The organism is Campylobacter sp. RM12642 (assembly GCF_020137635.1).
Classification (GTDB): Bacteria; Campylobacterota; Campylobacteria; order Campylobacterales; family Campylobacteraceae; genus Campylobacter_E.
In genome coordinates this window covers 152,021-164,500 of record NZ_JACGAT010000002.1, presented here as the reverse complement: position 1 = coordinate 164,500, position 12,480 = coordinate 152,021, and the positions used below count along the sequence as shown (strand labels likewise).

The window sequence follows — 12,480 nt, the reverse complement described above, 5'->3', positions numbered from 1 at the left end:
TTAGCGAGTAATTAGGAATTAACTTCCTAATTATTCTTCAATTAATTCTTTTTCGCCTTTTTTACGAGCTGCTATGATTAATGGAACTCCACTTAAATCATAGTGTTTTCTTAATACATTTTGTAAATAGCGTTTGTAAGAAAAATGAAGTGCTTTTGGTCTATTCATTACAAGTGCGATTTTTGGTGGTGCAACGCTATATTGAGTAGCGTAATAAATCTTAACAAGTTTGCCTTTATCGTGTGGCAATGGATGAGCTAGACAAGCTTCTTCTATGATTTGATTTAGTTTTGAAGTTTGGATTTTTTGAATGTAGTTTGAATGCACTTTTAAGATTAAATCTAAAAGATTTTTAATACGCTTTTTACTAAGTGCTGAAACGCTAATAATCGGTGCATAGGCTAAGAATTTAAATCTATCAAGTCTTAAATGTTTGCAAACTTCATCAAATTCTTTATCACTCTTACCACATAAATCCCATTTATTTAAAACTATAATCACGCCTAAATAATTCTTACCCAAAAGCCCAGCTATTCTTTCATCAAGCTCGTTAAATCCTTCAGCAGCGTCTAATACAAGCAAGGCGATTTGAGAGTTTTCTAGCATTTTTTCTGTGCGATTTAGAGCGTATTTTTCTATACCTAAAATTTTACTTCTTCTTCTAATTCCTGCGGTATCAATAAATTCAAGCGTTTTGCCATTATATTCAATACTTTCATTTACAGGGTCAATTGTTGTTCCTGCAATGCTACTTACAACACATCTTTCATCATTTACAAGTGCGTTTAAAAGTGAGCTTTTGCCTACATTTACACGCCCTAAAATTGAGATTTTTATATGATTTTCATCAATTTCGCTAACTTCATTAATGCCTTCTTCATCATATTCACCAGCTATGTTTTCATCTAAGAAATCTTCTAAGCTAAGCTCTGAATTATCAGGCACGAAAGTATCACGCAAATGTGAGCTTAAAAAATCATTTAATTCATCAATTCCCGTTGCGTGAGATACGCTTATATTAAATACATTTTTAAATCCAAAACGAGTAAATTCCAAGCTTCTTTCTTCATCTTTTTTACTATCTACTTTATTAATTACTAAAGCTGTTGGTTTTTTAAGCTTTAATAAATCATAAAAATAAGCCCTATCATCATCATTTGCACCCAATTTACAATCTACCATATAAACGATTATATCAGCGTCTTTTGCTTCTTTTAAGGTGTTCTTTTTAACATTTTGAAATAATTCATCTTTATCATCAAGCCCACCGCTATCTACTAAAATAGCCTTTTTTCCATTAATATCAACTATTTTTCTATTAGTATCTCTAGTAGTGCCACTAATATCAGAAGTTATCGCTAAGCGTTCTTTTGCCAAGCGATTAAATAGTGAGCTTTTGCCAACATTTGGCTTTCCTATTAACATTATTTTTTGCATTTATATCCTTTATTAAAAAAGCTCATTTTAGCTATTATTGTTTAAGTCCTAGCAAAGTATCTAACATTTTATCAACCGTTGTGATGATTTTAGCACTTGCACCAAAACTTGCTTGATATTTCATAAGATTGCTTAATTCTTCGTTCATATCAACACCACTTACTGATTGAAATTCTGCTGTTACATTAGCCAAGATAGCTTCGTTTGTTTTGTATAAAGTATTATTGTTTTCTGCACGACTTGCTATATCTGTTGTTAAAGACCTATAAAATCCTTCAAAAGTAGCTTGAGTGCTTTCTCCTTTAGTATCGTAAAAATCAATTTTATTATATTGAAGTTGATTGATTGCATTTGCTACATCGTTATTTCCATCAGCACCAGAACTACTTGCTCTAAGTAAAGTTGGATCATGTCTTAGGCTAGTATCTACATTTATATTGCTACCATTAGTGCCTTCAAAGAATTTCCCAAGACCAAAAATTCCAGGAAAATTCGTGCCATGATCTTCTACGCCTACTTTAAATCCATCTAGTTTAGGAATAAGACTAAAAATACCACTATCTTTTGTTTCATCATAAGAATAATCAGCTAAAAAATAATCATCAAAATCGTTTAAATTGTTATTATCATTATTATCATCTGTATTAGAATTAATTTTTTCTAATAAACTAGAACTTCTTACTCCACCTGTCATTGATGTGCTTGTATCAAGAGTGATTGTTTTTCTTGCTACTTCTTTACCATTATCGTTATATACGATTAAATCAAATGTGCCTGTTTTTAATCTATTATCTGCATTCATAATAATATCATCATTTTTTAGATGAGACATTTCATTTGATAATATTTGCTTTTGAGCTGCTCTTGAGTAGATATTGTTTGTTTCTGTAATCATAGTTTTTGCAAAAGAATCAAGATTGTTTATATAATCTTGCAAAATACCATCATCAAATCCATTAGTTTGGGTATTAAACTCACGACCTCTTAAATCAAGTTGAGCTCCTAATTGTCCCCCACTTAATTTAGAAGTTAAATCAGCAGTAGTTCCATCTTGAAGCTCATAATAAATCCTTTGAAAAGGGCTTCCTGCAGCAACACTATCTATTCTTAATGGATGAAATGTTGTCCCATCAACTATAGAAAAACCTTCAATATTTAAATGATAATCTATGCTCCCATCTTTTACATTTGTATCAAATGAAGCATTTTGTTCTAAATTCTCTTTAAAAACTGATGATTTAACGAGTTTTGAAAGTCTTAATTCTAATTCATCTCTTTTATCTCTTAAATCATTTGCCATAGAATCACCAGCACTCTCACTTGCTGCTATTTGAGCATTAATTGTAGAAATATCCTTACCAATTCTATTTATTTCTTCAATAGTTAAAACTACATCATCATTTACTGATTTTTGCATTTTAAACATATCATCTCTAGTAGCTTTTATATCTTTTGCAAGGGTTGTTGCTACTTGAACTAGATTTATTTTTGTAGCACCATCAGCAGGGTTGCTAGCATAATTATTCCAAGCTTTTTGATAAGCTTGTAAATCATTTAAAATTCCAACATCTTTTAAATCAGGAAATCTTTGTGCTGCTTCTTCAAGTTTTGTTTTTAGATATTTAGTATGTTCAAAATTATTTGTATTATCACGCATTTTTGTGAAAACATACTCATCGTGAATTCTTACAATCTTATCAACCTTAGTTCCAAGTCCAATATCACCAGCTGGCACATGTAAAGCATCTGCTGCTGATTGAACCACTCTTTGCCTAGTATAATAAGGATTGTTTGCATTTGTAATGTTATGTCCTGTTGTAGATATTTGAACTTGTGCAGCTCCAAGACCACTTACACCTGTATTTAGTGTTGAAAATATACTCATAATTAACCTTTAAAACTTTAACTTGATTTAAGCTTGTTAGCAAAATATATTCCATATCGTAAAAATTTTATTAATCTTTATATTTATTTGAAATTCTTTTTTTTAGATATTGATTTAAAAAATATTTTTTAATAACTTATATTAAAATTAAAAACTTATAATCCAACATTAAAATATTTATTAAAGGAAGAAATATGAAAATAATGGTAATTCAAGGACCAAATTTAAATATGTTAGGTCAAAGAGACCCTAGAATTTATGGAACTATGACTATGGCTCAAATACATGAACAAATGAGTATAGCTGCTAAAGAAAGCAATGTTGATATAGAGTTTTATCAAAGCAATTATGAAGGCGAAATAATTGATAAAATTCAAGAGTGTGTAGGAACTTGTGATGCAATTATTATAAATGCTGGTGGATATACTCATACATCAATTGCGATTGCTGATGCAATAGCAGCTACTAGAATGCCTGTAGTTGAAGTTCATATTAGTAATATTTATGCTAGAGAAGAATTTAGAGCTAAGAGTTTCTTAAGTCCTGTATGTGCTGGAACTATTAGTGGTTTTGGGCCATTTAGTTATCATTTAGCATTACTTAGTGCTATTCAAATGGTTCAACAACAAAGAGCATTTATAGCAGCTCAAGAAGAAGCACTAAAAGCAAATAACGCTTAATGCCAAATATCAAGATAAATGAAGCGAGATATTTTAAAAGGATTAAGTATTATCCGTATTTTAGTAAGGATAATAAAGCTTATAAATATTTAGCTTTAATTTCTCTTGGTAGTAATATAGAGCCTGAGTGTGAAAGATTTGTAAGATTATTTAAAAAATTAAAATCTGATAGAAGATTTAAGATTATTCAAACTTCAGCATTATTAATAAATGAAGCTTTTGGGTATAAAGAGCAAAAAGATTTTACAAATGCTTTAATGTTTGTTAAAACAAGTCTTCACGCAAGAGAGCTTTTAAAAGTTTTACAACACTATGAAAATATTTTTCATAGGACAAGAAGTTTTAAAAATGCACCTAGAACTCTTGATTTAGATATTGTTTATTTTAGTGAAAAAACATATTGCGATAAGAGATTAGTATTACCACATTATGGTGCAGAAGATAGGATTAGTATAACTTTAGTATTAGGAACAATGTAAGGAAAAAATATGGCAATTAGGCAAGATAGTTTTAGAGTAGAAAAAGGACAAGATTATTTAGCTTATGTTAGAGATTATTATGGAGATGAAGCTGAAATAGTTGCTGTAACTCAAGTAGAAGGAAGAACTCCAACAAGCCCTGCTATGGTAGAAGTAGTTGTAGCTATTAATGATACAAAAGAAAAAAAGCAACCAATTGTAAATAAAAGAGCAGCGTTACACTACGAAAATAGCTTAAAAGAATTTAAAAGCGATAATTTTGATAGAAAAATAGCTATAGAAAATAAGCAAAATCAAAATGAAAATAAATCACTTAATCAAGATTTAAATTCTAAAAAAGAATTATCTAGATTAAAGTTTAATCCTAATTCTAGCAATAAGTCAAAAGATGATAAGCAATTATTAAATGAGTTAAATAGCAAAGTAGATTATTTAATGAGTATGAGATGGGGAGAGCTTGCTCCTGCTAGAAATAATCTTGAAATTCCACCTGAGTTTGCATTAATTTATGATAAAGCAAAAAAAAGTGATATGTTACAAACTCATTTAGATGAAATTATGAGAGCAACTCTTAAAAATATGCCAAAAGCTTTATTGAGTAATAAAGAAGCAATTACTAGATATTTTACAACCTTACTTAAGAGTATGATACCTTGCAGAGTTGATGCACCTATTAGAAAACAAAAAATAATTATGTTAGTTGGCCCAACAGGGGTTGGCAAGACTACAACATTAGCTAAGCTAGCTTATAGATACGCATACGGAAGCAAAAGATACAAAACTGCTATAGTTTCACTTGATAATTTTAGACTAGGTGCTAAAGAGCAATTAGCTGAATATGCTAGGACTATGAGATTACCAATTGCATTTGTATCAACCGAAGAAGATTTACATAAAAATCTTGAGACTTTAAGTGGTTATGATGTGGTTTTAATAGATTCAACCGGTAATTCTCAATATGATAAAACAAAAATTGAAAAATTAGAAAGTTATTTAAAGGCTAGTGAGAGTGAAATTGAAGTTGCATTAGTATTAAATGCTGGTATGAAGTATGATGATATGGAAGAGACTTTTAATGCTTTTAATGCTTTAAATATTGATACTTTAATACTTACAAAATTTGATGAAACTAGAGCTTTTGGTAATATTTTTTCATTAATTTTTAATATTAAAAAACCTGTTTCGTTTTTTTCAATAGGTCAGAATGTTCCTGATGATATTTTAGTAGCTAATAGCGAGTATTTAATTAAATGCGTTTTAGATGGATTTAAAGGATAAATTATGCAAACACAAGCTGATAAATTAAATGAGCTTATGAAAAATGAGCATAAAGTAAATAAGAAAAATACAAAATTTATTGCAATTACAAGTGGTAAAGGTGGGGTTGGCAAAAGTACAATAAGTGCTAATATTGCTAATTTACTTGCAAATGATGGATATAAAGTAGGTCTTTTTGATGCTGATATTGGTCTTGCAAATCTTGATGTAATTTTAAATGTGAAAATAGGTAAAAATTTATTACATGTTTTAAAAGGAGAATGTAAGCTAGCTGATATTATTAAACAAGTAAAACCGAATTTAAAACTAATCCCAGGTGATAGTGGTGGAGAGATTTTAAAATACAATAATTCAAGTTATTTTGACGCTTTTTTAGAAGATGCTGAATTATTAGAAGATTTAGACTTTTTGATAATTGATACGGGTGCTGGTATTGGTGGAACTACTTTACATTTTTTAGAAATTGCTGATGAAGTTATTGTTGTAACTACACCTGATCCTGCTGCAATTACTGATGCTTATGCTACTATTAAAGTTACTTCTGATGTAAGAAATGATTTTTTAATGCTTTTTAATGTGGTAAAAAGCGAAAAAGAAGCACTAGATTTATTTACAAATATTTCAAAAGTTGCATCAGCAAATATTAAAAATAATCCTGAATTAAAGTATTTAGGATATTTAGAAAGCTCTGCTTATGTTATTGATTGTATTAAAAGTAGAGTTTTGTTTTCTCAAAGTTCATCAAGAGAAACTAATCAGTTAAAAAAAGCTACTAATAATCTTTTATCAAGATTGGAACGAAATGTGCTTAAAGATTCTGATTCAGGAAATATAAAAAGCTTTTTTAAGAGATTAATTGATAGGATTTAAGGTATATGAGAACGGATAATTATATTGCTTTTGTTACAGTTTGTGGATTTTTTATAGGTTTTATTTGTGCTGTATTTAAGATTGATGATCCGTTTATGATGATAGGTTTTACCTTATTTACTACTTTTGTTTTTTATATTTTAATCCATCTTGTTGTTCTTAATTTTGTTGATGCGAAGAAATTAGGTAGTAGGACTTTTGATAAATTTGCTTACGAAAATACTACAAATCATTTTATAAAAGAGCTTGAGATTAGAGAAAATAGAATGGATAAGATTATTCAGAGTGTAGAAAGTGAATTAGAAATTATCAAAAAACAAACAAAACCTGCAAGGAAATATAATGCAAAAGCGGCTTAATGCGTATGCAAGTGCTTTAAAAAATGCTCAAGATGAATTAGCTGTTAAATATCAACCAGCATTAAGAGCTATGGCATTTAGATTAAAAGAACGCTTGCCTGCTAGTGTTGATGTTAATGATTTAATAGGTGTTGGGACTGAAGAATTAATCAAATTAGCAAGACGCTATGATGATTTACAAAATGATAATTTTTGGGGATATGCTAGAAAAAGAGTATATGGTTCTATGCTTGATTTTTTAAGAAGTCTTGATACTTTAAGCAGAAGCAATAGAAAAATTGTAAAAGATATAGAAAAAATAATAAATGATTATATAAATGATTTTGATGAAGAACCAAGTGATGAGTATTTAGCAAGTGAATTAGGTATAGAAGTAGATAAGATTAAAGAAGCAAGATTAGCACAATCAATTAGCTATATCGTTCCATTAGATGAACAATTACAAGTATTAAGCGATGAAGACGCTAATGAAAGACTTGATAAAGAAAATTTATTAGAAAAAATTACCGAAGTTTTAGAAGAATTAAATGAAAGAGAACAATTGATTATTCAGTTATATTTTTATGAAGAGCTTAGTTTAAAAGAAATTAGTGAAATTTTGCAAATTAGCGAATCAAGAGTATCGCAGTTGCAAAGTAGGGTAATTAATACATTAAGAAAAAGGCTAATTGATGGCTGATATTTTATCTCAAGAAGAAATAGACGCACTTTTAAATTCCGTTGATTCAGCCGATAGTGTCCCTGAAGTAAAGAAAGAAAACGATGAAAGGCAAATCATAATATATGATTTTAAGCGTCCAAATCGTGTTAGTAAAGAACAACTTCGTGCAGTAAAAGGAATTCATGATAAATTAGCAAGAAGCCTTGCTACTCAAATTTCTCAAATGATGAGAAGTATGGTGGAAATAAAGCTACATTCAGTTGATCAGATGACTTATGGTGAGTTTTTGATGTCTTTACCAAATCCTACTAGTTTTAATGTTTTTTCAATCAAGCCTTTAGATGGAACTTGTGTTTTAGAGATAAATCCTAGTATTGCCTTTCCTATGATTGATAAATTATTAGGCGGAGCTGGAGAAGGAAGTGAAAAAAATAGAGAATTAACAGATATTGAGATTAATTTACTTGATAGTATTTTAAGAATTATGATGGGTAGGCTTAAAGAAAGCTGGTCAATAATTACTGATATGTATCCTAGCGTAGAAGCTAAAGAAAGTAGCCCAAGTGTAGTCCAAATTGTAAGCCAAAACGAAATAGTAATAATGGTTGTAATGGAGCTTACTATAGGTAATAATAGTGGTATGATTAATATTTGTTATCCTGTAATTTATTTAGAACCAATTTTAGGTCGTTTAGCAAATCGTGATGTAATGCTAGGCGAAACAAGTGCTAAAAAAAGTAGAAATAAAGAAATCAAAACCTTAGTAGGTCGTGCTGATATGGTCTATGAAGTGATTTTAGGTAAGGCTTTTATTAGCGTAGAAGAATTTTTAGGACTTGAGAATGGAAATATTATTAAGTTAAATAGAAATGCTGATGATAAAGCTATTGTGAGCGTTGATGGAAAAGATGTATTTTTAGCTCAATTTGGTATTCATAGATACCAAAAATCAATTAAGATTTTAGATTTAATTAAAACTGATAAAGATGAGGTTAAAAACATACTTGAAGCTTATGAGTTAGAGCGTAAAACAAAGGCTGCAGAATTTGATAAAGTAGTAGAAAATCAAGAAGAATTGTCAATGGAAGATGAGGATAAGATAAATGATTGATGAGTTTTTAGGTTTATTTGTAAATGAATGTATTGCCACTATTGAAGGGCTTACAGGAAAAAGTGCTAGATTTAGCGAATATAGTGAGTTTGATATTAAAAACAATGCCTTAAAACCACCTATTTTAAAAGCTGCTTTTAAAAGCGAAGATAAAGAATTTGCATTTTTATCAAGTCCAGTTTTAATGAGTGCGATTTCTGAATGGATGATGGGTGAAGAAGAAATCTCAATGAATGAGAATTTAGGCACAGATGAGCTTGACGCTAGCAAAGAAGCAATTAGCAATATATTTTCAGCATTTTCAACTTCATTAAATGCACAAAAGGATTTGCCTAAATTTAATTTTAGCTTAGAAAAATGTGAGTTTTTGACTGATGAGTGTGATTTATCTAAGTTTTATAAAATTTATTTTTATGATGTAAATATCAATGATTTAAACGAGCAAATAAGTCTTGCTATCAATGAAAAAGCTTATAAGCTTTTAAATCCTAATTCAAATTCTACAAAAGAAAGCGAAGTAAGTGCACCTAAAATGGATTTGGGTGAGTTAAAAAATATTAATTTAATAATGGATGTAAAGCTTCCGATTAGAGTTAGAATTGGTAGTAAAAAAATGCTTTTAAAAGATGTTTTAACAATGGATATAGGTTCTGTTATTGAGCTTGACCAATTAGCAAATGACCCTTTAGAAATATTAGTTGGGGATAAATGTTTTGCTGAAGGAGAAGTTGTTATTGTTGATGGAAATTTTGGTGTGCAAATTACTAAAATCGGAGATAAAAAAGAAAGGTTAGAAAGTCTTAGATGAAATCAGTTACAATTTTTGGCTCGGCTAGATTTGATGAAAATAATAAATATTATAAAGACGCTTTTGAATTAAGTGAAGTTCTAGCAAAGAACGGCTATAGCATTACTACAGGTGGTGGCGGTGGTATTATGCACGCTGCTAATAAAGCTGCTTTTTTAGTTGGCGGGGTTGAGAGTATTGGTATTAATATAAAATTACCAATGGAACAAAGATTAAATGAATATTGCACTAAATCTATTGAATTTAGCGATTTATCTTTAAGAAAAAAAGCCTTAATGCAAAATGATGTAATGATAGTTTGTGCTGGTGGATACGGAACTTTAGATGAATTATTTGAAGTTTTAACCTTAGCTCAAACAAAATTAAGAAATTATAAAATCATTTTGTATAACGAAGAATTTTTTAAACCATTAGTTGATTTTTTTAAAAATACACTTTTAAATTCCGGTGCAATTGATGAGAGTTCTTTAGATATTTTTAGCGTAGCAAATACACCTAGTGAAGTTTTAGACTTAATAAAATAATTTTTTTACCGATATACCCTAAAGATTATTAACAAGGAAAAAGAATGAGAATAACAAGCTCTTATATTTATTCACAAAATTTAGGCAATTTTCAGCGTCAGCAAAATATGATAAATGACGCAAATAACCAATTAACAAGTGGTTTGAAGATTAATCAATCTTATGATGACGCTGGAATTTATTCAGAAGGTTCAAGACTTGTTTATGAGATTTCTACATTTCAGCAAATTAGCGAAGCTGCTAGTAAAGCTATAAATATTACAAAAAACTCTGATAAAGCAGTAGATGAAATGAGTAAGGCACTAGACCAATTTAAAAACAAATTAATTCAAGGTGCAAACGAAGTTCATTCTGATACTTCTTTAAACGCTTTAGCAAATGACTTACAAAAAATAAGAGATCATATTGTAAATATTGCAAATACAAGTATTAATGGACAATATTTATTCAGTGGAACTAATGTTGGGACTAAGCCTTTTGATGAAAAGGGTAATTATTATGGCAATGATGAAAATATGCAAGTTTTACTAGGGTCTAATGTGTATAATGATTACAATATTTCAGGTCAGGAGCTTATGAAAGGTGTTGATAATGATTACAAAAAAATAATCAGCACAAATGTTCGTTTGGTTGATAGAAGATATGATATTAATAAACCAGAAGAAGTGCATTATATTACTCAAGATAGTAAGATTAAAGACTTAATTGGTAAAGAATATTTAAAACCACAAGCTAATGGAAAAGAGCTTAATGTGAATGATCATTTTTTAAAAAATGATGAAGGAAGATTTCCTGATACTTATTTTTATGTTCGTGGGACTAAGGGAAATGGTGAGAGTTTTAAAGCTAAGTTTAAGATGGGTGCTGATGAAGATGTTGGTGCTATGCTTAGTAAAATAGGTGAGTTATACGGAAATACTAAAGAAAATAAAGTAGTAGATGTAACGCTTAGCAATAATGGAACAATAGAAATTACTGATTTAAAAAATCAAGAAAGTAGAATTAATTTTTCTATGTTTGCAGCTACTGCTAAGGCTGATGATTTCGGACAAATTTATCCACCAAAAATACCTGATACACCACCAATGCCTATCATTCCTTTTCCTGTTAAAAGTGAGTTAGCAAGTGTAACTAATCCAAATGATTTAAGAAATAATAATGATGTTTTTGTTTTAGAATTTACAAATACAGGTAATATTGATACTTCTTTTACTAGCGATGGGATTGATTATTCTAGGTCTTTATTTAGTAAAAAAGATAATATCTTAAGCTCAAACATAGCTCAAGTAGATAAAAATAATAATGTAGCTACTAATGAGACTAAATTAGTTGAGGCTTCGCAAGGAACATTAAAGCTAAATCCAAATGATACTACAAGACCTGATAGTGTTTTAAAACTAGAAATTACTTCAAAAAATAAGGTGCATTATTCAATAGATTTTAATATTACTCAAGGCACTGCAACGGCTAGTTATAAACAAAATGGTCAAGATAAAAAAGTAACTTTACCTATTACAAATGTGGTTTATGATAATAATCAGCATATTTCAGATAGTGTTAAAACAAATCCTGAAAATATAACATATAAGCAATTAGGAGATATTATTTCTATGTTTGCTAGTGATAATATCCCAACTAAAGATTATCAATTAGTTAAAAAATATCCAAATCAAGCTAATTCTCCTATGATTTTAAATAATGATGATAAAGCAGAATTAGAAAGGCTGTTAATTAATTCTAAAAATTCAGTTGATGTAGGTCTTAATGAAAAAGGTCAAATGACTTTAATAGACAAAGGTGCGACTACTACTAAAATAGATTTAGCTATATTTGACGCTAATACTATGAATAAAGATGAATTTGATTTTGGAAATGATGCTAATGGTTTGCCAATTGCTGAAGGTTCTAAAAAGGGAGATTTGTTTAATTTCAATACAAATTCTACTTTAATTGTTGATGAAGGTAGGGTTGATATTATAAAAGACCTTGATAAGATGATAGAAGCTGTTAGAAATGGAAATTATAGAGCAGATAGTAATAATCCTGAATTGTTAAAAAGTGTTGGTATTCAAGGAGCTTTAAAAAGGATTGACCATTTACAAGATCATATTAATAAAGTTCATACAAAAATAGGTGCAACTCAAACAAGTATTCAAAATTCTCAAGATAGAGCAGATTTAATGAAAGTAAATGTTGAACAAGTTAAGGCGAAGGTTCTTAATTCAGACCCTGTAGAAAGCCAATTAATGCTAATGCAAGCGACAATTACCTTACAAGCTACTTTACAAGCTAGTGCGCAGGTTTCAAAATTAAGCTTATTAAATTATATGTAAGATGAAAAAAGAATTTATATTTATATTTGTTTCATTTATATTATTTTATTTTAGT

General features: G+C 29.1%; 12 protein-coding genes. 10 read left to right on the top strand and 2 right to left on the bottom strand.

The window, feature by feature from the left end; all coding sequences use genetic code 11:
- Positions 1-30: 30 nt before the first annotated feature.
- The gene (gene der, locus AVBRAN12642_RS01710) at positions 31-1,437 is read right to left on the bottom strand and encodes a ribosome biogenesis GTPase Der (RefSeq protein ID WP_239803537.1); all 1,407 of its coding nucleotides are present in this window, start codon (positions 1,435-1,437) and stop codon (positions 31-33) included.
- 34 nt (positions 1,438-1,471) lie between these two features.
- Entirely contained in the window at positions 1,472-3,322 is a 1,851-nt protein-coding gene (flgK, locus tag AVBRAN12642_RS01705) for a flagellar hook-associated protein FlgK (RefSeq protein ID WP_336607862.1), read from the bottom strand.
- 194 nt (positions 3,323-3,516) lie between these two features.
- On the opposite strand from flgK, the gene aroQ reads away from it, so the two are divergent.
- Genes aroQ through AVBRAN12642_RS01655 form a run of 10 tightly spaced genes read left to right on the top strand, consistent with a single transcriptional unit; the run spans position 3,517 to position 12,425 of the window.
- On the top strand, positions 3,517-4,002 hold the full coding sequence (gene aroQ, locus AVBRAN12642_RS01700) for a type II 3-dehydroquinate dehydratase (RefSeq protein WP_214117276.1): 486 nt from the start codon (positions 3,517-3,519) through the stop codon (positions 4,000-4,002).
- A complete protein-coding gene (gene folK, locus AVBRAN12642_RS01695; protein WP_214117274.1) occupies positions 4,002-4,481 on the top strand; it encodes a 2-amino-4-hydroxy-6-hydroxymethyldihydropteridine diphosphokinase in 480 nt (159 codons plus the stop codon). Before aroQ ends, folK begins: the two co-directional genes overlap by 1 nt.
- A gap of 9 nt (positions 4,482-4,490) precedes the next feature.
- A complete protein-coding gene (gene flhF / locus AVBRAN12642_RS01690; RefSeq protein WP_214117273.1) occupies positions 4,491-5,759 on the top strand; it encodes a flagellar biosynthesis protein FlhF in 1,269 nt (422 codons plus the stop codon).
- Positions 5,760-5,762: 3 nt separating this feature from the next.
- The gene (locus tag AVBRAN12642_RS01685) at positions 5,763-6,629 is read left to right on the top strand and encodes a P-loop NTPase (protein WP_214117271.1); all 867 of its coding nucleotides are present in this window, start codon (positions 5,763-5,765) and stop codon (positions 6,627-6,629) included.
- A 5-nt stretch (positions 6,630-6,634) separates the two neighbouring features.
- Positions 6,635-6,988, top strand: a complete 354-nt coding sequence (locus AVBRAN12642_RS01680; protein ID WP_214117269.1) for a hypothetical protein — start codon at positions 6,635-6,637, stop codon at positions 6,986-6,988.
- A complete protein-coding gene (locus tag AVBRAN12642_RS01675) occupies positions 6,972-7,667 on the top strand; it encodes an RNA polymerase sigma factor FliA (RefSeq protein ID WP_442862352.1) in 696 nt (231 codons plus the stop codon). The genes AVBRAN12642_RS01680 and AVBRAN12642_RS01675 overlap by 17 nt, the downstream gene beginning before the upstream one ends.
- Positions 7,660-8,760: a flagellar motor switch protein FliM gene (fliM, locus tag AVBRAN12642_RS01670; RefSeq protein WP_214119942.1), complete on the top strand. Its 1,101-nt coding sequence runs from the start codon at positions 7,660-7,662 to the stop codon at positions 8,758-8,760. Before AVBRAN12642_RS01675 ends, fliM begins: the two co-directional genes overlap by 8 nt.
- Positions 8,753-9,568, top strand: coding sequence for a flagellar motor switch protein FliY (gene fliY, locus AVBRAN12642_RS01665; RefSeq protein WP_336607339.1), 816 nt, complete (start codon positions 8,753-8,755; stop codon positions 9,566-9,568). Before fliM ends, fliY begins: the two co-directional genes overlap by 8 nt.
- Complete coding sequence (locus tag AVBRAN12642_RS01660; RefSeq protein WP_336607338.1) at positions 9,565-10,092, top strand: TIGR00730 family Rossman fold protein; 528 nt, start codon at positions 9,565-9,567, stop codon at positions 10,090-10,092. The genes fliY and AVBRAN12642_RS01660 overlap by 4 nt, the downstream gene beginning before the upstream one ends.
- Positions 10,093-10,136: 44 nt before the next feature.
- On the top strand, positions 10,137-12,425 hold the full coding sequence (locus AVBRAN12642_RS01655; RefSeq protein WP_336607337.1) for a flagellin N-terminal helical domain-containing protein: 2,289 nt from the start codon (positions 10,137-10,139) through the stop codon (positions 12,423-12,425).
- Positions 12,426-12,480 lie beyond the last annotated feature (55 nt).